The 23,086-nt window shown below is 70.5% G+C and carries 19 protein-coding genes; 7 read left to right on the top strand and 12 right to left on the bottom strand.

The genetic code is table 11. The features are described from left to right. The first annotated feature begins 25 nt into the window (after window positions 1-25). The 3 genes from A8711_RS04835 (at window position 26) to A8711_RS04825 (ending at window position 1,839) form a co-directional block, all read left to right on the top strand. Complete coding sequence (locus A8711_RS04835; RefSeq protein ID WP_043326326.1) at window positions 26-658, top strand: hypothetical protein; 633 nt, start codon at window positions 26-28, stop codon at window positions 656-658. A gap of 110 nt (window positions 659-768) precedes the next feature. Beyond that, window positions 769-1,527, top strand: coding sequence for a MerR family transcriptional regulator (locus A8711_RS04830; protein ID WP_069087564.1), 759 nt, complete (start codon window positions 769-771; stop codon window positions 1,525-1,527). A 27-nt stretch (window positions 1,528-1,554) separates the two neighbouring features. Further along, window positions 1,555-1,839: a putative quinol monooxygenase gene (locus A8711_RS04825; protein WP_013474158.1), complete on the top strand. Its 285-nt coding sequence runs from the start codon at window positions 1,555-1,557 to the stop codon at window positions 1,837-1,839. A gap of 6 nt (window positions 1,840-1,845) precedes the next feature. Here the strand turns inward: A8711_RS04825 and A8711_RS04820 are convergent, their stop codons facing one another. After that, a complete protein-coding gene (locus A8711_RS04820) occupies window positions 1,846-3,354 on the bottom strand; it encodes an SLC13 family permease (protein ID WP_069087563.1) in 1,509 nt (502 codons plus the stop codon). A gap of 22 nt (window positions 3,355-3,376) precedes the next feature. After that, the gene (locus A8711_RS04815; protein ID WP_069087562.1) at window positions 3,377-4,918 is read right to left on the bottom strand and encodes a gluconokinase; all 1,542 of its coding nucleotides are present in this window, start codon (window positions 4,916-4,918) and stop codon (window positions 3,377-3,379) included. A 244-nt stretch (window positions 4,919-5,162) separates the two neighbouring features. Between A8711_RS04815 and A8711_RS04810 the strand changes: the two genes are divergently transcribed. Beyond that, window positions 5,163-6,317, top strand: a complete 1,155-nt coding sequence (locus A8711_RS04810; protein ID WP_043326319.1) for a hypothetical protein — start codon at window positions 5,163-5,165, stop codon at window positions 6,315-6,317. Window positions 6,318-6,359: 42 nt separating this feature from the next. Beyond that, on the top strand, window positions 6,360-7,532 hold the full coding sequence (locus A8711_RS04805) for a phosphotransferase family protein (RefSeq protein WP_069087561.1): 1,173 nt from the start codon (window positions 6,360-6,362) through the stop codon (window positions 7,530-7,532). Here A8711_RS04805 and A8711_RS04800 read toward each other — a convergent pair. Then, complete coding sequence (locus tag A8711_RS04800) at window positions 7,529-8,389, bottom strand: AraC family transcriptional regulator (RefSeq protein WP_069087560.1); 861 nt, start codon at window positions 8,387-8,389, stop codon at window positions 7,529-7,531. The genes A8711_RS04805 and A8711_RS04800 overlap by 4 nt on opposite strands. 103 nt (window positions 8,390-8,492) lie before the next feature. Between A8711_RS04800 and yidD the strand changes: the two genes are divergently transcribed. Then, a complete protein-coding gene (gene yidD / locus A8711_RS04795) occupies window positions 8,493-8,882 on the top strand; it encodes a membrane protein insertion efficiency factor YidD (protein WP_233607845.1) in 390 nt (129 codons plus the stop codon). 90 nt (window positions 8,883-8,972) lie between these two features. Here yidD and A8711_RS04790 read toward each other — a convergent pair whose 3' ends face one another. Further along, complete coding sequence (locus A8711_RS04790) at window positions 8,973-9,707, bottom strand: YqjF family protein (RefSeq protein WP_069087559.1); 735 nt, start codon at window positions 9,705-9,707, stop codon at window positions 8,973-8,975. 32 nt (window positions 9,708-9,739) lie between these two features. Beyond that, window positions 9,740-10,105, bottom strand: coding sequence for a VOC family protein (locus tag A8711_RS04785; RefSeq protein ID WP_069087558.1), 366 nt, complete (start codon window positions 10,103-10,105; stop codon window positions 9,740-9,742). Window positions 10,106-10,692: 587 nt separating this feature from the next. Here A8711_RS04785 and A8711_RS04780 point away from each other — a divergent pair. Further along, window positions 10,693-12,852, top strand: a complete 2,160-nt coding sequence (locus A8711_RS04780; RefSeq protein WP_069087557.1) for an MMPL family transporter — start codon at window positions 10,693-10,695, stop codon at window positions 12,850-12,852. Between the two features lie 135 nt (window positions 12,853-12,987). Here A8711_RS04780 and A8711_RS04775 read toward each other — a convergent pair whose 3' ends face one another. The 7 genes from A8711_RS04775 to A8711_RS04745 all read right to left on the bottom strand — a co-directional run bounded on the left by A8711_RS04775 (window position 12,988) and on the right by A8711_RS04745 (window position 23,082). Then, window positions 12,988-14,064: a macro domain-containing protein gene (locus A8711_RS04775; protein WP_069087556.1), complete on the bottom strand. Its 1,077-nt coding sequence runs from the start codon at window positions 14,062-14,064 to the stop codon at window positions 12,988-12,990. Beyond that, on the bottom strand, window positions 14,061-14,711 hold the full coding sequence (locus A8711_RS04770) for a DUF4433 domain-containing protein (protein WP_069087555.1): 651 nt from the start codon (window positions 14,709-14,711) through the stop codon (window positions 14,061-14,063). Before A8711_RS04770 ends, A8711_RS04775 begins: the two co-directional genes overlap by 4 nt. Window positions 14,712-14,747: 36 nt before the next feature. Then, a complete protein-coding gene (locus A8711_RS04765; RefSeq protein WP_083296925.1) occupies window positions 14,748-16,346 on the bottom strand; it encodes a restriction endonuclease in 1,599 nt (532 codons plus the stop codon). Between the two features lie 627 nt (window positions 16,347-16,973). Continuing rightward, window positions 16,974-20,048, bottom strand: a complete 3,075-nt coding sequence (locus A8711_RS04760; RefSeq protein ID WP_069087554.1) for a DUF3427 domain-containing protein — start codon at window positions 20,046-20,048, stop codon at window positions 16,974-16,976. Window positions 20,049-20,153: 105 nt separating this feature from the next. Then, the gene (locus A8711_RS04755) at window positions 20,154-20,705 is read right to left on the bottom strand and encodes a GNAT family N-acetyltransferase (RefSeq protein WP_069087584.1); all 552 of its coding nucleotides are present in this window, start codon (window positions 20,703-20,705) and stop codon (window positions 20,154-20,156) included. A gap of 44 nt (window positions 20,706-20,749) precedes the next feature. Next, complete coding sequence (locus tag A8711_RS04750; protein WP_069087553.1) at window positions 20,750-21,649, bottom strand: phosphotransferase enzyme family protein; 900 nt, start codon at window positions 21,647-21,649, stop codon at window positions 20,750-20,752. Further along, window positions 21,646-23,082, bottom strand: a complete 1,437-nt coding sequence (locus A8711_RS04745; RefSeq protein ID WP_069087552.1) for a helix-turn-helix domain-containing protein — start codon at window positions 23,080-23,082, stop codon at window positions 21,646-21,648. The genes A8711_RS04750 and A8711_RS04745 overlap by 4 nt, the downstream gene beginning before the upstream one ends. Window positions 23,083-23,086: the final 4 nt, after the last annotated feature.

Raw genomic sequence — 23,086 nt, 5'->3', positions numbered from 1 at the left:
CACACCCTCCACACGGGAGCTTGATATGAAGCGACGGACTCTCGACCTGCTGTTCAGCATCGGTGGGCTGGGCCTGGCGGTCCTGCTGCTCGTCGTCGGCGTCGTCCTGACGACGAACGCCAACTTCGCCAACGACTACGTACGCAGCCAGCTCGGCGAGCAGAACATCACCTTCACCCCGGCGGACAAGCTCTCCGACGAGGAGAAGAAGTCGGACTGCCTGCGCGAGTACGCCGGCCAGAAGATGACCACCGGCAAGCAGGCGGAGTGCTACGCCAACGAGTACATCGGCCTGCACCTGAAGAACATGGCCGGCGGCAAGACCTACGCCGACCTGGGCGAGCCGCAGAGCGCGCTTCGTGAGCAGGTGGCCCAGGCCGAGCAGAGCAACGCCGCGAACCTGGCCGACCTGCAGAAGCAGCTCGCCGAGGTGACCGCCCAGCGGGAGACCGTGTTCAAGGGTGAGACGCTGCGCGGCCTGCTGCTCACCTCGTACGGCTTCAGCGAGTTCGGCCGCAAGGCCGAGCAGGGCGCCCTGGCCGTGTACCTCGGCGCGGGCCTGCTCCTGCTGCTCTCCGCCGCCGGCCTGGTGCACGCCTTCCGCACCCCGCCGACCGCGACCTTCGCCGCCCCGGAGAAGGAGAAGGTCACCAACTGACCGCACCGACGACGCCCCCGGCCGATCCTGGTCGGGGGCGTCGTCGTGTTTTCCGGCTTGACCCTCACGCAGCGGAAGGCGGCAGCCTTGGTCGCGGAAGGGAGGGAACCATGGCGTACACGGTGGGGCAGGTGGCGCGGGCGGCCCGGGTGACGGTCCGGACGCTGCACCACTACGACGAGATCGGGCTGCTGCGGCCCAGCGGGCGCACGTCGGCGGGCTACCGCCGCTACGACGAGGCGGACCTGGACCGGTTGCAGCTCATCCGCTACTACCGGGAGCTGGGGTTCCCGCTGGAGGAGATCGCCGAGATCCTGGACGATCCGGACGCCGACCCGGTGGCGCACCTGCGCCGGCAGCACGAGCTGCTGTCCGGGCGGATCGGGAAGCTCCAGGAGATGGTCGCGGCGATCGAACACGCGATGGAGGCGAGGACGTTGGGGATCCAGTTGACGCCGGAGGAGCGGTTCGAGGTGTTCGGGGACTTCGACCCGGACGAGCACGCCGAGGAGGCGGAGCAGCGCTGGGGCGGCACCGAGGCGTACCGGCAGTCGCAGGAGCGCGCGGGCCGCTACTCGAAGGAGGACTGGCTGCGCAACAAGGCGGAGAACGAGGAGTGGGGGCGGCGGTTCGCCGCGCTGATGGACTCGGGCGCGCCGGCTGACGGCCCGGAGGCGATGGCGCTGGCCGAGGAGCACCGGCAGCTCATCACGAAGTGGTGGTACGACTGCTCGTACGAGATCCACACCGGTCTGGCCGACATGTACGTGGCGGACCCGCGGTTCACCGCGTACTTCGAGGCGCTGCGGCCGGGGATGGCCGCGTACCTGAACGAGGCGATCCACGCCAACGCGATCACCCGGTCCTGACCGGGAGCGGGTGGCAGGATGGCCGGCATGCTCATCGTCGCCGGCACCCTCTACGTCGATCCGGCCCGGCGGGACGCCTACCTGGCGTCCTGCGAGGCTGCCGTCCGTGCGGCCCGGGACGCGCCCGGCTGCGTGGACTTCGCGGTCAGCGCGGACCTGGTCGAGCCGGGCCGGATCAACGTCTACGAGCGGTGGGAGTCCGACGAGCAGTTGCTGGCGTTCCGGGGCTCCGGCCCGGAGGCCGAGCAGGTGACGGAGATCCTCGGCGCCGAGGTGCACAAGTTCCGCATCTCCGGCGTCGAGGCCCCCTGACCGCCTCTAGATGAAGACGTCGAGCAGCAGGACGCCGAGGAAACCGACCACCGAGATGATGGTCTCCATCACCGACCAGCTCTTGATGGTCTGCCCGACGGTCAACCCGAAGTACTCCTTCACCAGCCAGAAGCCGGCGTCGTTGACGTGGGAGAAGAACAGCGACCCACAGCCGATGGCCAGCGCCAGCAGCGCCACCTCGGGGGCGGCGAGCGTGTCGGCCAGCGGCGCGACGATGCCGGCGGCGGTGATGGTGGCGACGGTGGCCGAGCCGGTGGCGACCCGGATGCCGACAGCTACCAGCCAGCCGAGCAGCAGCGGGGAGAGGTTCGCGCCGTCGGCGGCGTTCGCGACCAGGTCGCCCACGCCGGCGTCGACGAGCACCTGCTTGAAGCCGCCACCGGCGGCGACGATCAGCAGGATGCCGGCGATCGGCGGCAGCGAGCCGCCGAGGAAACCGGAGACCTGGGTACGGCTGAAGCCGGACAGGTAGCCCAGGAAGATCATGGCGAAGACGACGCCGGCGAGCAGGGCGATGATCGGGGTGCCGACGATGTCCAGCGCCTTGCGGCCGGTGGTGTCCTCGCCGAGCGTCAGCTCGCCGATCGCCCGCAGCAGCATCAGCACCACCGGCAGCAGCACGGTGACCACCGCCGCCCACAGCGCCGGGGCGCGGCGCGAGCGCCGTCCGTCCGGCTCGTCGATCGCGCCGCCGGGCCGCCCGGTGCCCGGGTTGACCAGGTCGTCCTCGGTGACCAGGTCGCCGTCGGCGTCGAGCCGTCCGTCACCGGGCCGGGTCGGGCTGCGGTCGTCGGCGTCGCGCCGGGTCGGCAGCAGCTCGGCCGGGGCGGTGGCCGGCACGTACCGGGCGATGAAGTTACCGAAGACCGGCCCGGCGATGATCACCGTGGGGATCGCCACCAGCAGGCCCAGGGCGAGCGTCTGACCGAGGTTCGCGCCGAGCGCGTCGATGGCCACCAGCGGGCCCGGGTGCGGCGGCACCAGGCCGTGCAGCACCGACAGGCCGGCCAGCGCGGGAATGCCGATCTTGATCAGCGGCACGTTCACCCGCAGCGAGACGAGCAGCACGATCGGCACCAGCAGCACCACGCCGACCTCGAAGAACAGCGGCAGGCCGATGAGCGCGGCCACGCCGGCCATCGCCCAGGGCAGCGCGGTCCCGGAGACCCGGCCGACCACCCGTTCCACGATGCCGTCCGCGCCGCCGGACTCGGCCAGCAGGCCGCCGATCATCGCGCCGAGCGCGATCAGCAGGCCCACGCCGCCGACCGTGGAGCCGACCCCGCCGCTGAACGACGTGACGATCTTGTCGACGGGTACGGCGGCGACCACGCCGAGCACCGCGGCGCCGAGGATCAGCGCGAGGAACGGGTGCACCTTGCCCCACGCGATGAGCAGCACGACAGCGGCGATGCCGAGCAGGGCGGCGAGGACGAGCTGGGTGTCACCGGCGTTCGTGAGCGGTTCCGCTGGTGCGGCGAGCAGTGTGACCACGGCTATCACGCCCTTCGGTCGGTCAGCGGGGTGGTGCGGTGGGTGGGGGTTCCGGCGGCAGGCTCGGCGCCATCCGTCGCAGTGAGGCGAAAGTGGGTACCAGTGCGTCGTACAGCTCGGAGAAGAGCGGGAGCAGCGCCGCGTACGTGGCGGCGGAGGCGGGATCCGGGCGGACCGTCTCCTCGATCCGGACCAGGTCGGCGGCGACCTCGATCGATTCGATGAGGCCGAGCGCCTGCATGCCGAGCAGCGCCGCGCCGAAGCCGGACCCCTCGTGCCCGGCGGGGAACCGCACCGGCATGCCGAGCGCGTCGGCGAGGATCTGCCGCCACAGCGGGCTGCGGGCGAAGCCGCCGCTGGCGCGGACCTCGCGTACCTCGTTCCCGGCCGCCCGGACCGAGGCGAGGACCAGCGCGAGCTGCTGGCAGACGCCCTCCAGCGCGGCCCGGACCAGGTGCGCCCGGCCGTGGCCGTGGGTCAGCCCGACGTACGCGCCGCGCGGCAGCGCGCTCCAGTGTGGTGCCCGCTCGCTGAGCAGGTACGGCAGCATGATCAGCCCGCCGGAGCCGACCGGCGCCTGGGCGGCCAGGTCGAGCAGTTCCTCCTCGGCGTGCTCGCCCAGTTCGGGGGCGAGCGCGTCGTTCGCCCACTGGAGGACGATCCCGCCGTTGTTGATGGCGCCGCCGACCACCCAGCGGTCCTCGGTGAGGGCGTAGCAGAACACGCCGCCGAGCGGGTCCACGCCGGGGCGTTCCACCATCACCCGCATCGCGCCGCTGGTGCCGATCGAGCAGGCCACCACGCCGGGGCGTACCGCGCCGAGGCCGAGGTTGGCCAGCGGCCCGTCGCCGGCGCCCACCACCAGCGGGGTGTCCGCCGGCAGGCCGGTGGCCCGCGCCGCCTCGGCGGTGAGCCCGGGCAGCACGTGCGTGGTGGGTACGAGCTGGGGGAGCTGCTCCTCGGTGATGCCGGCCAGGCGTAGCGCCTCGGTGTCCCAGGCCAGCCGGTGGATGTCCATCAGCCCGCTGGCGGAGGCGACCGAGTGGTCGGTGACGAGCGCGTCGGCGAGCCGCCGCAGCACCAGATCCTTGATGCCGACCCAGTGCGCGACCCGCTCGTGCAGTTTCGGCTCCTGCTCGGCGAACCAGACCAGCTTGGGCAGCGGCGCCATCGGGTGCACCGGGGTGCCGGTGCGGCGGTGCAGCGCGAGCCCGGACGGCACCGCCCGCAGCCGCTCGGCCTGCGCGCTGGCCCGGGAGTCGGCCCAGGTGATCGACGGGGTCAGCGGGGTGCCGTCGGCGTCCAGCCCGATCAGGCTGTGCATGGCGGTGCTGAACGACAGGCCGGCGATCGGCGCGGCCAGCTCGTCGACGACCGCGCGGATGACGCCGAGTACCGCTTCGTAGATGAGGTCCGGGTCCTGCTCGGCCCAGCCGGGGTTCGGCTCCTCCAGCGGGTAACCGATCGAGTGGCTCGCCAGTTGCCGGCCGGAGGTGTCGAACGCGACCGCCTTGGAACTGGTGGTGCCGATGTCCACGCCCACCACGACGGCCGGGTCGCCCACCGGTGCACCTCCTCGCCGCCCGGGGGCCGCGGTACGCCCCGCTGTGCGGCTGACGTTACCGACGTGCTCCCGCGCGCGCATGACGAAGCAGCGCCGCCGGGAAGCGCGGGGGAGTTTCCGTCGATAGTGTCGGTCAATCAGCCGATCGGTCTAATTGGCGACTTTCGCGTGTCTTCGTACCCCTGCCGGATCGTTGACATGAATGACACCCCGATTGGTGGGCTCGCGCGGCGGAGGAGTCGGCGTGACGAAGACTGATTCGACGGGTTCCACATGGCGGTACCGGTGGGCGCACCGGCAGAACGAACGGCGGCAGCGGGCCTTCCGCGCGGCCGACGAGGCGTGGCGACGCCGCGACGACGAGCTGCGCCGCCTGCGTACGCTCGCGGTGTCCTTCCACGGCTCGGCCCAGGCGGGCGTCGGCCTGCCGATGGAGCTGGCCCCCGGTGAGGTGGTCTTCTGGACGCTCCCGGCCGCGCAACTGGTGGAGGTCCGGCACACCGCCGTGCTGCCCGCCCCCGAGCTGACGGTCGACCCCGACCCGCCCGTGCTGCGCCCGCGCCGCCCCGAGGGGGTCAAGGTGGTCGACGCCGGGCTCGCCGTGCTCACCAACCGCCGGCTGGTGCTGCTCGGCGGGCGCGGGAGGCGCGACTGGGCGTACGGCCGGATGACCGGCCTGTCCCACGACCCCGGCGCGCCGGTCACCCTGATCCAGGTGCTGGACCGGCGACGTACCTCCGGGTTGCTGCTGCCCACCGGCGCGGTGGCCGACTTCCGGTTCACGCTCACGCTCGCGTTCGCCGACGCGATCGAGCAGCGCGCCGCGGTCGTGGCCGAGCTGGACGAGCTGATCGAGGAACACGCGGCGGAGCGCCCCCAGCGCCCGCCCGTGCTCACCCCCGCCCAGGCCCGGGTCTCCGCGCTGGTGCCCGGCGGCCGGCGCACGGTGGCCGTCGGCGCGGCGCTCGCGCTCGTCGTCCCGGCGATGCTCTTCGAGTCCAACCCGCCGACCCGGGCCGGCTCGGAGCGCGCCGTCGCGGCCACCCCGGCGGCCACCGGAACCCCCGCGCCGCCGCAGGTCGCGCCCGCCGTCCAGGTCCGGCCCACGACCAGCCCCGAGCCGTCGCGTGCCCGTCCCGCGCCGCCGCGCGGCACGCCCCAGCCGCCGGTCGAGCGCCGCTGCGGCGCCCCGGCGAACCCCTTCGGGTACGACTTCTGCGGCGGCCAGCGGATCCGCAGGCCGGCCGCCGGGGTGTGCGACTGGTTCGAGTGCGTACCCGGGTTCTGGTCCGATCGCGGCTGGCTGGTGCAGTGCCGCGACGGCTCGATCAGCCGCACGGGTGGCCAGCGCGACGTGTGCGCCGGGCACCAGGGGTTGCGCCGCACCGTCTGGCGCTGAATCCGCTCGCCTCCCGTCGGGGCGTCCGGCTACCGTCCGGCCGTGTCCCGCACCGTCACGCTGATCCTGCTCGACGCCGCCGGCCGTCCGCTCGGCGCGCTGCCGCCGTTCGACGTGCCGGAGCCGTGGTGGCAGGAGGTCGCCTCGATCGTGGCCGAGGTTCGTCGTCGTCACGGTCTGGAAGTCGCCGTGCTGCGGCTGCTCGACGCCGACCGCCCCGCGCCGCCCGGCGGCCACGTCCGCTACCTGGCGCAGACCGCCGACGCTCCCGCCGTACCCCTGGAACCGGTTGCCGTGGACCTCGCGCCGCACCCGCTGCGCCAGCCGTGGGCGCAGGCCGGCGGCCCGGACCGCAGCGTCGGCTGGGCGACCGGTGAGCTGCGCCGGCTCGGCCGCCGGGTGACGGCGGTGGCGCAGCAGCGCACCTGGAACCTCTCCGCCATCTGGCGCCTGGACACCGACGCGGGCCCTACGTGGCTGAAGCAGCTACCGCCCTTCGCCCGCCACGAGCCCACGGTCCTGGCGTTCCCCGGTGACCCGAGCTCCTTGGTCAACGGGCCGACGGTGCTCGCCGCCGACGGGGAGGGGCGGATGCTGCTGGCGGACGTGCCGGGGCAGGACCGGTACGGGGCCGGGGAAGGGGAGCGTGCCTCCATCGCGGTAGAGCATCACGCGGTGCAACTGCGGGCGTGTGGGGTCGTCGGTGAGCTGGCCGTCGCCGGGGTGCCGGATCTGCGCGGGACGGGGCTGGCGGACTGGATCCGCGAGCGGCTCGCCGGGCACGACGTGTCGGCGGCCGCCGGTCTGCTCGACGGGCTCGACCACCGGCTCCAGCAGGTCCGGGACTGCGGCCTGCCCGACACGCTCGTGCACGGCGACCTGCACCCCGGCAACGTGCGCGGCGACGGGCGGCGGCGGACGGTGATCGACTGGGCGGACTCGTTCGTCGGCCACCCCGCCTTCGACATCCTGCGCCTCACCGAGGACGTCGACGCGGACGCCGCCGCCCGGCTGACCGGCGCGTGGGCGCGGCGCTGGCGCACCGACGTACCGGGCAGCGACCCGCACCGGGCCGTCGACCTGCTCCGGCCGGTCGCGCCGCTGCGGCTGGCCGCCGTGTACGCGATGTTCCTCGCCGCCATCGAGCCGGGCGAGCATCCGTACCACGTACACGACGTGCCGGCCGCGCTGGCGCGAGCGGCAGCTACTCCCTAGACCCGGCGGACCGGGATCCACAGCTCCGCGTCGGCGGTGCCGCCGTCCTCGGCGACCCGCACGCGCGAGATCTCCGGCCCCGGGCGGGCCTCGTACGGGTTGGACGGGAACCAGGACGTGAACACGGCCCGCCACAGGTGCTGCACCGCCACCGGGAACGCCCCGGAACTGGAGAACACCGCCCAGTCACCGGCCTCGACCGGCATGCTGTCCAGATCGCCGGGCACCTCCGCGCCGGTCACCGCCGCGTACCAGTAGTCCAGTTCGGCACCCTCGTCGCGGGAACCGGCCAGCTCGGCGCTGACGTTGACGATCCCGCGCGGCTCCTGGTCGGACAGCGCCTCGATGCGGCGTACGGTGGCCGGGTCGATGCCCCTGACGAACGCCACGATGTGCGGGTTCATCCCCTCGTGCACGAGCGGCACCCGCGCTTTCAGCCCGGCGAGCCGGAAGGCGTCCTTGGTCACGATCCGGTAGTCCATGTTGGTGTTCCCTTCGACGACGAGCCGGAAGGACAGCCGGGGCTGGGACCGCAGCACCGCCCCGGCCTGCCGGGCCTGCGTCGGCCCGACGCCGTGCACGGCCCGGAACGCGCGGGCGAACGCCTCGTTCGAGCCGTAACCCCAGCGGACCGCCACGTCGAGCAGTGACTCCCGCCCCGCGAGCACGTCCGCGCCGGCCAGCGTCATCCGGCGACGGCGGACGTACTCCGACAGCGGCAGCCCGGCCAACGCCGAGAACAGCCGGCCGAAGTGATGCTCCGAGACGCCCGCGATCCGGGCCAGCGCGGCCACGTCGAGCGGCTGCTCGAGCCGCTGTTCGAGGTAATCCAACGCGGCGTTGAGCCGATCCAGCACCCGATGTTCCTTCCTGGTGACGACCTCGACGCTAGGTTCCCGGCCGTCCACAGACCCGATCACACCGGACCCGGTCCGGTCGCCTCATTCGACACTGGCGGGCGTGTCGCATCATGACGTGGTGATCTTCCGGAAGCGGCACCGCCACAAGAAGAAGAGCCGGGACTGGTGCAACTGCGACGTGCCCACCTGTGACGGGCCGGGCTGCTGCGACCTGGGCCTCTTCTCGATGCTGCTCACCCTCGGCTCGGTGACCGCCGGCGTCGTGCGCCGACTTGCCGTGGACCGCGCCGGCCGGGCCGCCATCCTCGGTTACCGGCGCTGGCTGTCGCACCGCTGGCCGGCGACCTGCCGCTACACGCCCACGTGCAGCGCGTACGGGCTCGCAGCGGTCGAGCGGTACGGGCTGGCGGTGGGCGGTCGGATGGCCGCCGACCGGGTACGCCGATGCCGTCCCGACGTGCCGCACGGCACCCACGACCCGCTGCGCTGACGCGCCCTCGCCACGTCGGGGAGGTGGCGGTGTCCCGGTGCGCCGGATGCCGCCACTCCGGCGACCTGGTGTCGATCAAGGCGGTGGCGGTCATCCGGCCGACGTGGGGCCGCCGAAGACGACGGGGACGCCGGGGGAGTAGAGCACGCTCACCGGTGGGCCGTCCGGCGCGGGCAGGCCGCCGGCGGTGACCAGTTCGTCGTCCAGGTCAAGCAGTTCGGCGCGGTGAAGCGGCCACTGTGGATGCCAGTTCGGCACGTGAAGGGTGCGGCCGTACGCGCGGGTGTGCAGACCCCAGCGCGCGGTGAGGAAGTGCTCCAGCGGCGTCGGCTCGGCGATCGGCGCGCCGACGCGCACCGTCATCCGGCTGGACGCGCCGGACGGACCGGGCCAGCGGCGGCGGCAGCGGTAGGTGAGCGTGTCGCCGGAGCGGTCCAGCCGCATCGCCGACCACTTGTACGGCAGGCGCAGACTCAGCTGGGCCACCAGCACCGGCACCAGCCGGGACGCGTCGAGCGAGCGGAACACGACGGCGCGCCGCCCGGAGCCATCGACGGAGTAGAGCCGGACGTTCGTCTCCCAGAACGTGCCGAAGTACGGCACGCCCGGGCCGACGCCGAGCCCCAGCCCGACCATCTGGAACCCGATCAGCCCGACGTAGGTGAGCCCGTCGAACGTGTCCGGCCGGGTGCCGGCGGGCAGCAGTGGAGCCACCCGCTCCGGCGGGACCGCCCAGTGCAGGAACGTCAGGTCGTGCCAGCGCTGTGCCAGCCAGGACCGGCGGATGGCGCGTACCGGAGCGTGCTCGACCGGTTCGATCTCCACCGGTCCATCCTGCCTCCGCGACGCAACCGGACTCACTCCGGACGGTGGCAGACCGCCTCGACGTTGTTGCCGTCCGGGTCGCGGACGAACGCGCCGTAGTAGGTGGCGTGGTATTCCGGCCACTCCTTCGGCGCGTGCAGCACCTCCGCGCCGGCCGCGACAGCCGCGTCGTGGAACGCGCGTACCGTGGCACGGTCGGCAGCGGTGAACGCGATGTGCACCGGCACCGGCGTGGCGTCGGACGGCGCGGGTTCCACCCAGAAGTCGGGCTTGTCGACGCCGTAACCGATCGGGCCGGGCTCCATGAGCCGCCGCGCGCCCAGCGGGGCGAGCACCGTGTCGTAGAAGGCGCCGCTGGCCGCCAGGTCGCGCACCGCTACGGAGAAGTGGTCGAGCACGTCGCCTCCCTGCGATCGTCGTTGACCGCGCCAGGCTACGAGCCCTCTACGACACTTTCGCCGCCCGGTTTGCGTCGCGCCCGCCGCCGGGCAGCCGTCGCGGTGACGCCAGCCGTCGTCGAGCGCCCTGGCTCGGTGGTCCAGCCTCGTTGAAGATGTGTGCCATCCAGAGCGATATACCTCAGAGTCATGATTACGACTCTGAGGTATATCGCTTCTGCCTCCATGTATTTCCGGCGGCGGTAAGGACCGTCGGGCGGAATGCTGTCGCCGCCGGGCGGTGAATGAACTCGCCCGCCGCGCCCCGGATTTCCGCACGCCGCCCACCACGTAGTGGGTGCTGTCCTCGGCGCCGAGCCGTACCGTGCTCTGCGCCAGCAGCGCGCCGAACACGACGGCGTACCCGATCAGCGGCGGGGCGTCGGGGTTGGTGGACCGCCAGCACGGGGGCGAGCACCGGCGCCGCGAGCACGGGCCACACAGCGCGGTGGAGACCGGATCGTCGACGAAGTCCGCGAGCCGTCCGAAAGGGATTGCTCACGCAGCGTAGGATCGCGTGCGACACAGCCGAACACACGGGGGAAACGATGTTCGAGCGCCTGGGCAGATTCGTCGTGGGCAAGGCGTGGTGGGTGATCGGCGGCTGGGTCGTCGCCGCGATAGCGATCATCGCCGCCAGCCCGTCACTGAGCGACATCACCTCCGCCGACCAGGAGAGCTTCCTGCCGAGCTCCTACGAGTCGGTGCAGGCCACCGAGCTGGCCGGGAAGTCGTTCCCACAGGCGGCCACCGCCACCGCCACCGTCGTGGTCAAACGCGGCGACGGCAAGCCGCTCACCGCGGCCGACGAGGCGCGCGTGGGGCAGCTCGCCGCCGCGCTCAAGGCGCGGAACATCCCGCAGACCTCCGGCTACCTGACCGGGCCGCAGGCCGTCGCGCCGGACAAGTCGGTGCAGGTGGTCACCGTCGGTCTCGACGCCGACAGCCCCGACGACCCGGGCCTGCTCGACGCCGTACGCGATCTGCGTGCCGCCCTCGGGCCGGACCTGGCCGGCAGCGGCCTGACCGCCGGGGTGGCCGGCGACGTGGCCAGCTTCGTCGACAACGAGGACACGTTCAACGACGCGTTCGCGGTGGTCGGCGTCGCCACCATCATCCTCATCATCGGGCTGATCCTGATCATCTTCCGCAGCCCGATCGCCGCGCTGCTGCCGGTGGTGGTCATCAGCGTGGTCATGTCCGTCACCACCGGCCTGGTCGCCGCCGCCGGCAAGGCGTTCGACCTCAACGTCAGCCAGGACCTGCAGACCATCCTGCTGATCGTGCTGTTCGGCATCGGCACCGACTACATCCTGTTCCTGCTGTTCCGCTACCGGGAGCGGCTGCGCGCCGGTGACGACAAGCGCACCGCGATGGTCGTCTCGGTGCAGCGGGTCGGCGAGGTCATCACCTCCGCCGCCGGTGCCGTCATCGTGGCGTTCCTGGTGCTGCTGCTCGCCTCGCTCGGCTTCTTCGGCTCGCTCGGCCCGGCGCTCGCCATCGCCGTCGGCGTCATGCTCGTTACCTCGCTGACCCTGATCCCGGCACTGGTGTCGCTGCTCGGCCGGTGGGTGTTCTGGCCGTCGAAGGCGTGGCAGCGCCCACCGAAGGCGACCCTGTCCCGGCGGCTCGGCGCCGCCGTCGGCCGTCGCCCGGCCGTCGTCGCAGCCGCCTCCGGTGTGCTGCTCGTCGCGCTCGCCGCCGGGGTGCTCGGCTACAAGGCCGACTACGACTTCAGCGCCGGATTCCCGCAGGACACCGAGTCGGCGCGGGCCGCCCAGGACCTCCAGCGCGGATTCGCCGCCGGTGCGCTCGCGCCCACCGAGGTCTACCTGACCACCGGCAACGGCACCCCGCTCACCGACCAGCAGGTGAACGACTTCGCCGCCGCGTCGGCCAAGGCGCCGGGCGTCGGGCGGGCGCAGCCGCCGGAGCGCAGCGCCACCGACCCGAGCGTCGCCCGGATCAGCCTGCTGCTGAACGAGAACCCGATGTCCAACGAGGCGATCACGCTGGTCCGCGACGACCTGCGGGACGCGCTGCACGCCGCCGCGCCGCCGGGCACCAAGGCCTTGGTCGGCGGCGCCACCGCGATCTTCGCGGACATCAACTCGGCGAACAACAGGGACCTCTCGGTGATCCTTCCGGTCGCCGCCGGCCTGATCGCGCTCATCCTCGGGTTGCTGCTGCGCAGCCTCGTCGCGCCGGTCTACCTGGTGGTCGCGGTACTGCTCAACTTCGCCGCCACGCTCGGCGCGACCGTGTACGTGTTCCAAGGGCTCCAGGGCAACCCCGGCGTGACGTTCCAGCTGCCGATCATCCTCTACCTGTTCGTGGTGGCGATCGGCACCGACTACAACATCCTGATGATCGCCCGGCTCCGCGAGGAGGCGCGCGAAGGGCACGAACCGCACGAGGCCGCCGCGATCGGGGTGGAACACGCCGGCCCGACAGTCGCCGCGGCCGGGCTGATCCTGGCCGGCACGTTCGGGGTGCTGATGCTCGCGCCGATCTCGTTCCTGCAGCAGATGGGTTTCGCGGTGGCGATCGGGATCGTGCTGTCCGCATTCGTCATGTCGATGTTCTTCGTACCGGCGCTGACCGGGCTGATCGGCCACACGGCATGGTGGCCGGGGCACGGCGACGAACGGCGTAACGGCGGTGGCCGGCACGCGGCACCCGAGACGGCCGACGCCGCCCAGGTGTAATGGCCGCCCGTCACCACCTCGGCACTCACCGTAGGTTCCAGCCATGTCCGGTTGACGCCGAGCGGATGACGATCGGGGGCGCTGCGCGCTCCCGAACGAGGTGGAGAACTACTACAGATGGTGGCGCAGGTGGCCTCAGGTTCGTGCCGGGCTCGGCAGCAGTCCGACGTCCTGGAGCCGGTCGAAGGCCATCCGGATGTGGGCGGGCGTGAAGAGCCGGGCTTTGCGTCCGCTCCACGTTCGCACCCGATCGACCAGCACATCGATGTCGGTGGCCGGAGGGTGCAGCTCGGCAGCGTAGTGCACAGTCGCCAACAGCTCGAGGCTGTATGGCGTCTCGAAACCGTCGACAAGCCGCGTGAAGCGGTCCAGTAGAGCGTCCGGTGCGGGATGTGCGGCAAACCACGCGGCGACGTCGTCGGCCGCGCCGTCGATCAGGCGGAACGGCTGAAGCTCCCCGACTCGGGCGGACCGGTCGCCGAACCCAGTGAGGTAGTGCCCCTCGAGCCGGTCGAGGACATGGTTCAGGTTCTCCGCGTAGGGGCCGTAACGCCCACGCGTGAACTGGAGGCGGAGGGGCTGACCGAGCACCTGGAGGAAGTAGGCGATCTTCTGGATCTCCAGCACGGTGACCCCGTCGCGCGGTTCCAGCGCGCGGGCGCGGTCGACGTAGCGCTCGATCGCGCGCAGCAGCGTGGCTCGGCCAGGAGTGAGCCCGGGTTTCTCCGTGGCAACCGGCATGTCACCGGGATCGGGGGCGCCCTCGGGAGGGAACAGCAGCACCCGGATCTCGGGGAGTTCGGCGAAAGCCTCCTCGATCATGGGCCGGACCTCGCCCCAGTCGAGGCCACCGTTGCCGCAGCCCAGCGCCGGCACCGCTACGGACGTTATCCCCGTCTCGCGTACCACGCGGACCAGATCCGCCAGCCCGGAGCGGATGTCCTCGATTCGCGAGTTGGCCCGCCAGTGGCTCTTGGTGGGAAAGTTGATCACGTACCGCCGTGGGCCGAGACGAGCCGAGTCGAAGACGAACATCTCGCCCAGCTTGACTTCTCGAGCTGCACAAGCGGCTCGGTAGGCGGTGTAGTTGGCCGGGTAGGCGCGCTTGAACTGGAGGGCGATGCCCTTGCCCATGACGCCCACCGTGTTGACCGTGTTCACGAGGGCTTCGGCATCGGCAGTCAGCAGGTTGCCATGGCTGACGACGATCACTCACGCACCTCCCCTCGTTGGTATCCGTAGTACCAGTGCTGTCTGACATCAACGTACGCGTCAATGATGCCAGCAGAGCGGAGGACGTGCCCCAGCTGCGCCTTTCGCGCATCGGTCCGGACGACGTAACCGGTGATCAGGTTGACAGGGAATTCGCGGTGTACCAGTAACTCGGCCATCCGGCGTCGGATCCGATCGGGGTCTTCCGGCACGTTGTTCCAGTACGTCGCCCGCATCAACGGCCAGTCCACCAGTTTGCCCAGGTCGTCGACGTTCCCGGTGAAGGCGGTGACTCCCGCGGCGCAGTTGCCGTCACTCGCCACCCAACGCAGCCCCGCTCCCTGCACCCGGTCGACTGAGCTCACCAGGTAGACGAGGGGATCGTCCCCACCTGGGTAGCAACCTGCCTTCCCGTCTCGATGTTCGCAGGAGATCCGATACATCATCGGCGAGCGGGGGGCGAAGTAGAACGGCACGTAGTCCGCGACAAATCCGCCCGGGGGACAGGTGACCGGCCGCTCCCGACGGCTCGCCTTGATGCCGACTGCTCCGACGTCGGTCCTCAACTGAGCCCCAACGGCGCTGTCGGCAAGCAGCCGGCCGGTGGCAAGGATGTTCGGCAGGTTGTCGATGTGCGTGAAGTGCATGATTCGCGCACGCTCGGGTGTGGGACGGCTCACCACTCAATCCAGTTCGCCGGGATCGATCCGGGCCTTCACCTCCGCATGCTCGGCAAGCAGGTAGAGCAGGTTCGAACCGTCGATCAGCTCCAGAGGCTTGCCGGAGGCGAACTCGTACGAGGCCGGACCGTAACCACTGGTGGTGACGAGGATCCCCTTGGAAGCGCCCTCGTTCTGCAAGGTGCCGAACAGGTCGCGGACAGCGGAGACATCGACCGTGTGGCGGTAACGCTTGGCCTGGATGACCACCTTGCCACCGAAAATGGGTCGGGGGTCGAAGGCGACGCAGTCGACGCCACCGTCGCGGGACGGCCTGGTCTGCTTGGTGTCCAGGCCCATCCTGCCGAAAAGGTTCTGGATCAGGCTCTCGAACTCGGTCGGACTGAGCTTGAGCAGGTTGGGTCGCTGGTCGAGATCGGCAAGTACGTCGACTTCCTCGACGAAACGCTTGTCGACCATGTCGAACTCCAAGACCGGCCGCACCGGAGCCAGCTCCGCCGGACGCTTGGAAACCGAGGCGTTGAGGTGTTGCAGGCAGGCTAGTGGCTCGACCAGCTTCAGGTTCAGCACGGTGAACGCGTCTCGGGTGGTCCGAAGCGTGACGAGGCACGGCTGGACGGACGCGCCGGTCCGAGGGTCGGTCGTGTCGACGATCCCGTTGAACACCACCGTCTCCACAAGCCCGGAGCGGTCCGCCTCGAACAATTCGTGCACCGTCCGCAACGTGACCTGGGCAACGAGATTCGCGTACCGTTCCTTGATCTCCTTAGCTGGGCGGGCAGCAGTGGTGATCTCGTCGCGAGACTTGATATACCGATATTCGCGGACCGCAGGGATCACGTCCAGGGTTGGCAGATGGTACTCGACCACCAACTGCCGAGACTCCGGCACGTAGGCGAGGCGGTAGTGCTGGGGGAAATCGTCGGGGTAGACGGAGTTGTCCAGCACCATGCCGAAGTATTCGACCACGCGCTCGGGTTCGGCGGCGGCGAGGGCCGCCGCGAAGCGCTCGATTTCCGCGTTGTGCGCAGTGACTTCCGCGTCGACCTTCGCGCAGTGCTGCTGGTACTTATGGTGTGCGGCAGCCAGTCGGCGCTGCCGATCAGCCTCGGCCGCCGCGTGTTGCGTCTGAGCCTGCGCGAACGACTGCTGTGCCGCTGCCATCTGCTGCTGGTGGCGGGCTTGGCCACCGAATATCTTGCTGATCCCGCTTGGGGCGGGGGGAGCGAAGCGCCGCCAGTCCGGAGGAGCCAGGGGCGTGCCGAGGGGCCCGGGGTCGAAAGGCGGGTGCTTCGCGGACCGCCGCAGGCGACGGAGATCGATGTGGTCGTCGACCTCGAGCGTTGCCGCGAGGAGGTTGTCCAACTCTTCGAGGTGCGACTGTAGATCAGCGTTGTCGGCGACCACCTCCGCCGCACGCGCTTCCCCGTAAAGCCGCTTTTTCTCGCGCTCGTTCGCGGCGCTGGCGCGCTGCGCGGCCTTCATCGCGCGATCTGCCTCACGGCGCATCTGTTGCTGATGTCGGTAGGCGGCGGCCTGAGCCTGCTTCTGGGCGCGCACCTGCCGCGCGTGCGCCCGTTGCATCTCCTTGAGGATGCCCACAGTCGTTCCTAGGTGTCAGGAGGGGTGCGGAATCGACACCTTATCCAGTGCGCAGGACACTCGGGCTCTGCCGAATGTCGAAATGGCGGCCATGGGAGGTCAAATCCAGGCCGAATGTCCATGTGCGCCTGATTCTAATGTCAGATCTCAGACAGATTCTCTTTCCCGGACTGTCGCTCGGCGGAGGCGTTCTACCGACTCTCGGCGTGCCGGTCCGGCGGAACGGACGGCGTTCGCGCCTGCGCCGTCCGAACTGCCCGATCAACACAAGGGTGCACATGCTCTCCGCTCGGTGTCCACTGCCGAACCTAGGTCGCTGATCCTCGACCGAGCCACCTCACTGGTCGACTACCTCATGGTGTACGGGCGCAATTGGAGAAGCCCGCCCGGACGGTGCCGCACAGCGACGTCTTCTGGCAGCACGACCTGCCAGCCCACCCGACTGCCCGTTTGGTGTCTCAACGGACGGCAGCAATTGGTTGCGGTGGGTCTGCAGTCTTGGGTTTGGACAACCACAAGGTTCAGCGGTTGCTGCTCCATGCCGTGGGACAACATCACGCCACCACCCAGGTCGGAACGGATACCAAGCAGCAGATGAGCTGCTTCCCAGCGGGTGAGCCGTCTATATCAGGCGGCAATCGCTCGGGCGGCGGCGTACATGTCGGCGGGCAGCGGAGTCCGCAGCTCCCAGAGGATCCGCATCGGCCGGTCGCCGCTGTGCTCCCGGTACGTCATCGGCCCCGCGTACAGGTACGGCGGAGCGCCGAGATCCCGGTCGGCGATCTTGGTCTCGCGGACGAACAGGTGGACGGTCGAGCCCTGCGCGACGTGGTTGACGTACCGCCGCCCGGTGGCCGAGCCCGACGACGTGGTGCTCTGCGACTCCCACTGGAACAGCTTGTCGGTTATGGCGCGGTCGGCGTACATCGTGGTGGGGGAGTAGTGCTCCTCGGACTTCACGAGCGTGACGAAGAACAGATCCGCTCGCTCGTCGGGCAGCCACTTCACGCCCTCGCGCAGCGAGCCCGGGTTGGTCATGCCGAACGCCGCGCACGCTTCGTTGCGGCTGTAGCGGGCGTGCACCCGCAGCGGTACCCGATCCTGGGCAGGCGGCTCGGTGACCCGGTGGATACGGTCGCGCAGTACCTCGGCCACCTGCCGCAGTTCGGCGCAGCGCGCCGGTTCCGCCCACAGCCGCTTGAGCCGGGCGTCGCGTTCGGTCAGCGGCACCGACGGACCCCACAAGCTGAAGTGCAACATGTCGAGCAGCCGTCCGGCGGCGGGGCGCTGGCCGGCGGCGACCCGGGCGAGCAGATCCAACCTGTCGACGTCGTCGGTGTGCAGCATCCGACCGATGGTCCGGCTCAGGTCCCTGTCGTCCGGGCCACAGGCCGTCGTGTCGAGGCCGGCCAGGCGGCGTAGCCCGGCCCAGCCGCCGAGGCTCCCCGACCGGTAGACGTCCTCGATCTCCAGGCCGGTCTCGCGCAGGAATCTTGCGAGGCTGACGTCGCCGAGTTGCCGTAGCTCCGCCACCAGCGCGTTCTTCGACGTCGGCATCGCCGACTTGAGATTGCGGAGGACGATGTCCTTCGCCACCCGGTCCAGTTCGATGTGGCAGCCGCTTGGCAGCGAGGGGAAGTCCTCCCGCACGGCGGCTTCGACAGCCCGTCGGCTCACCCCGGCAAGTGCCCGCCAGCGCAGATCGAAGCGGAAGTTCGCGTGCTGGCCGCCGATGAAGTCGAGCACTGTCAGACACGGCTTGCCGTCGTCCAGCCGCAGGCCCCGGCCGAGTTGTTGGAGGAAGATCGTGGCGCTCTCGGTGGGGCGCAACATGAGGATGGTGTCGACCATCGGCAGGTCGACGCCCTCGTTGAACAGGTCGACGGTGAAGAGCACTCTCAGCTCGCGCTTGCGGAAGCGGTCAATCAGCGCGTGCTGATCTGCCCGCTTGATGCTTGATGTCACGGCCGCCGACGGCACACCGTGCCGCGTGAACCAGTCGGCCATGAACCGCGCGTGCCCACGGCTGACGCAGAAGCCGAGCGCACGCATCTGCCCGACATCAGCGATGCGTGTGACCGCTTGCAGGATGAGTCGGGCCCGAGCGTGGTTGCCTGTGTAGACGCCTTCTAGTTCGCTGGTGTCGTACCCCTGCCCGCGCTTCCACCGCACGTGGGACAGGTCCACGTCGTCGTGCAGCCCGAAGTACTGGAACGGCGCCAGCAACTGCCGTTCGAGGGCATCCCACAGGTGCAGCTCAACCGTCGCACGGCCGTCGAACCACGAGCGCACGTCCCGGCCGTCACTCCGCTCGGGAGTCGCGGTCAGACCCAGGAGTACGCGCGGCCGAAGCCGCTTCAGCAACGCCGTGTAGGTGTCCGACTCGGCGTGGTGGAACTCGTCCACGATGACCATGTCGTACGCCTCGGGGTCGATCTCCTGCCGGTGCAGCGACTGGATCGACGCGAAGATGTGCTTCCAGCCCTGCGGCCGATCGCCGCCGACAAGCGTCTCGCCGAACGTGCCGTCGCCCATGACCTGGCGGAACACCGACCGGCTCTGTCGCAGGATCTGCTCCTGGTGTGCGACGAAGAGCAGCGAGTCGACATGCCCCGCCCGCTGGAGCCGGCGATAGTCAAGCGCTGCCACCACGGTTTTGCCGGTGCCGGTCGCCATCACCACCAGGTTGCGCCAGCGGCCGTGCACCAGCCGTTCGGCGTTGAGGTCGTCAAGAACCTCCTGCTGGTACGGGAACGGCCGGACGTCCAGGTTCGCGATTTCGGTCGGCGCGTCGTCGTCGCGTTCCCCACGCAACGCGACGCGCAGGCGCTCGGCGTCGGTGGCCGGGTCGTAGGTCTCGAACGCCGAGTCGTGCCAGTAGTCGGCGAACGTCGCCTCAAACGTGTCGATGACGTGCGGCTGCTCCAGGTTCGAGATGCGCACGTTCCACTCCACGCCGTCGACAAGCGCGGCCTTGGACAGGTTCGAGGAGCCGACGTACGCGGTGGTGGTGCCGTTGTTGCGCCGGAACAGCCAAGCTTTCGCGTGCAGGCGGGTGGTACGGGTTTCGTAGGAGACCTTGATCTCGGCGCCCAGCTCGGCGAGCCGATCAAGTGCCCGCTGGTCGGTGGCGCCCATATACGTGGTCGTGATGACGCGGACCCGGCCACCCCTGGCGATCAGCTCGGTGATCGCGGGCTCGATGATGCGCAGGCCGTGCCACTTGATGAACGCGCAGAGCAGGTCCACCTCGTCCGCCGAGGCCATCTCGTGGCTGACCTCGTGACCGATCCGCGGCTGGTGCCGGCCGTTGACCAGGAGCGCGCCGGTGGAGAGCGGTGTCGAGGGGCGGATCGGGAAGACAGGCGCGGCCGGCGGGGTGGGCGGCGCGGCGATGGCGTGCAGCAGACGTTGGGCGTCGGCCACCTGGTCCTCGGCGGTAACGGCACGCGGCTCGGCCTGAGCGATGTGCGCGGCGATGCGGTTCGCCAGGTCGACCTGCCGGGCGAGCTTGTTGTCACCGCCGCCGACGCCGAGGAGCGCTCGCCGGGCCAGGCCAGCTATGTGCCGGGCCAGGAGTTCATGCGCGTCAGCGGGATCCAGCTTCTCGTCGCGGACAAGGGCGTTGTCGATGTGCCGGAGCTGCGTCGCCAGCTTCTCCGTGATCAGGTGCTCGTAGATGCCCTGTTCAAGATCCCCCACGAAGGCAAGCTAGCCGCGATGAACGCCGGGCGGAAGCCGGTGCGGTAGGTGTCAGGAGCTTTCTCCTTCCGCCTGTCAGATCATCGACACGGTCTCCGGGATACCTCATCGACGCGCTGGCCCGATGGGCTTGGTGCGGACCTCGAACAGCGGTGCGCCATCCCGCGCGGGCTGCAGCCGGCCGGCCGGCTGCCATCCCCAGGAGTCGTACGCGCGCTGGGCAGGGGCGTTGTCGGGCCGTACGAGCAGCGTGGCGCGTTGTTCCCGCCGTGTGCTCAGGAGCCGGTCGTGGAGTGCCCGGGCGATCCCCCGGCGTTGCCACGAGCGCCGAACCAGCAATTCGCAGACCGCGAAAGTCCGGTGCCCGTCTTCGTCCGTGAAGCCGTCCGGCACCGGCTCATGAAGGCCGTCCCACCAACGCGAATCGGCTCCGAGCGGGAAGCCGTACACGTAGCCGACCAGATCGTCATCGATCCTGGCCGTCACCAGCTCCCAGCCTTCCCGGGGCATGTGTGCCGCGAGCTGCTGTTCGTACCGCTCGGCCGTGTAACGCGGGCCGTCGTCGGCGTGCGCGTCGAGGTAAACGTCCACAAGCTGGTCTACCAGGCCCTCGGCTCCCGCTGCGGTCTCCTGCCGTAGTCGCAGATTCTCCAGCACGATCACAGGATCCCACCGGGCGGCAGTCACTCGCCGAGAGGCTCTCAGACGAGATCGGCGAATGGCTTCCAACGTAGACCGTGGTCGCCTTGGATGACCGACTGCAATCGCTTGTCAAACTCGGCTGCGACCTTCCCCGAACTTGCGAGAAGCGGCGTGGCAGCAGCGATCATCTTGAGCTCTCGGGCTTCCCGCAGAAGTGGCCAGTCGCGGTCGGACGTCACGTCATACCCGTACGCCTCGGCGAGCGCCCGATGCGCCCCGGTCTTCCCGAAGCGGACCTCACCCACGGCGACCGCTGCCAGGTCCACCTGCCAAGGCCCGAGACAAGTGGCGTCGAAGTCGCAGAGCAGGATGCCGCGCGACGCATCCCGGAGAAGGTTGCCGACGTGCGCGTCCCCGTGGACGAGCGACTGCTCCCCGCGCTGGTTGAGGTCGGCGACCTGCGGCTCCAGGCGGTCGCACCACGCCGCCAGGTAGTCGTGGTCCTCTGCGCTCAACCCGTCGGCATCCGCCAGGCGTCGACGCGCGTCCCCGATCGGATCCCAGGTGGCCAGCGGGAAGGGCGGGGGTCCGAGCGCATGAAACCGCCGCAGCGCCGAGCCGAGGTCATTCATCGTCGGAGTAGGCGCGGCGGGTGGCACGTAGACCCACACCGAGGCCACCAAGTCACCGACCGCAACCGGCTGCGCCACGCCGGGCGCCAGCCGGATCGTGGGCGCGTCCAGCTCGGCGAACCATCGCGCAAGCTGAACGACCTTCGTCACCCGGTCCCGGAGCCGGTGCGTCCGCGCGATGCGGATGACGAGCCCGGATTCCGGCAACGCGAACACGGCGTTGTTGGTCAGCCGAAGGAGACGGGCATCCTCGGTCGGCACCTCAAGTCCGCCGGCGATCTCCCGCATGGCGAGGGTCATCGCTTCTTCCGAGAACCGTCCGTTCATACCGTGGCCGCAGCTCGTGCGGTGAGCGTCCGTTCGAATTCGGCAACGACGGCAAGGTGGCGGTGCCGTCGGAGATCACGGCGCAGGTTGAGTACTCGATCAACGACTCGACTGGAACTCAGCGCTCGCGACTGCTCGACCACGCGCGTGCCGACAGCGACCGCCCGCTCGGGCTCACCGGTGAGGAAGAGCGCGCTGCACAGGCCGACCTCGTTCAGGACCATGCTGCGGACGTTCGCCGGGCCGAAGGCGACGATCGCCTCTTCGACGCTCCGCACCGCCTGCGTCGCGTGCGTTCCGGCCTGCCGAGCCATGTCGCGGTACACGCGACCGTACTGCGCTAGCAGCTCGCCACGGTCGTAGAAGGCCATCCAGGTTGGCTCGCGCTCGGGATCCACACGCTCGAACTGATCACTCGCCTGACCGAGGAGGGCCAGCGCGTTCTGGTGGTCGCCGAGTGCGGCTGACGAGGCTGCCTCCGCGCCCCAGAGCAGCGCCTTCACGGCAGGGGTCGCCCGGGATCCCAGCTCTGAGTGGGCCAGCCGCAGCGTGGCCAGAGCATCGTGGTTATGCCGAAGGTGTTGCAGTTGCTTGGCCTGCGAGTAGCGGATCAGAGCCGCCAGCGGAGCGTCGTCAGCGGACATCGCGGCCCGCTCGCCGGCGGCGAAATGCCGTTGAGCGTCCGCGTGCCGGCCGGCGTCGAGCGCGGTCCAGCCAGCCAACTGGCGAGCTGCCGCGATGGCCGCGACCAGGCGGGGTGTCACCCCGGGCGAGTGCGACCAGTCGAGCATGCGGTACACCGACTCCGCGAACCGGGCGACCTCCCGATAGAGCAGACCGCCACCGCATTCGTAGTCGACCGACCGGTAGAGCTCCAGTACCGCGTTTAGTCGAGTCACGTCCGCGCTGCCGATTCGGCGAGGACGGGGATCCTCAGGGGCTCCGACCAGCCCGGCTCCCGCCGAAACCGCCGCGATGCCAGCCAGGAGGGTCCGCCGGCCCAGGTCTGGTGCGGCGCGGCTCCCGTCGGCCCGAGGGCTGCCCGGGGAGGCGGGACCGACGGCGAACCAGAGAGATCCCGGCGGGACGCGGAGCACTGTCGCCCAGTGCGCCAGCCGGTCGAGATGCACCAGGGCTGGGCCGTTCTCGATCCGGCTCAACTGAGCCTGCGTGATCCCCAGCCACCCCGCGACGACGCTCTGCGGCAGCGGGCTCCGCCCGTGGTACGGGTGGTGTCGGTACGCCCGGATCACCTGCCCGAGGTGCCGTCCGGCCAGCGCCGCCCGGAGCGGCTCATGGTCCCAGAACGAGTCGGGCACGGCGGGCGGCGTGCTGAGGCGGTCGCGCTCGGCGGCCTGGCAGGGCGCGCAGCGTCCCGTGTCGTTGTCGCGCGCCAGGCGCCCGCCGCAGCGGGGGCAGTTCGCAGGTGTCACCGGC

This window comes from Micromonospora sp. II (assembly GCF_001709195.1).
Lineage (GTDB): Bacteria > Actinomycetota > Actinomycetes > Mycobacteriales > Micromonosporaceae > Micromonospora > Micromonospora chalcea.
The sequence above is the reverse complement of the archived record's forward strand: the minus strand, read 5'-3'. Positions and strand labels throughout refer to the sequence as shown.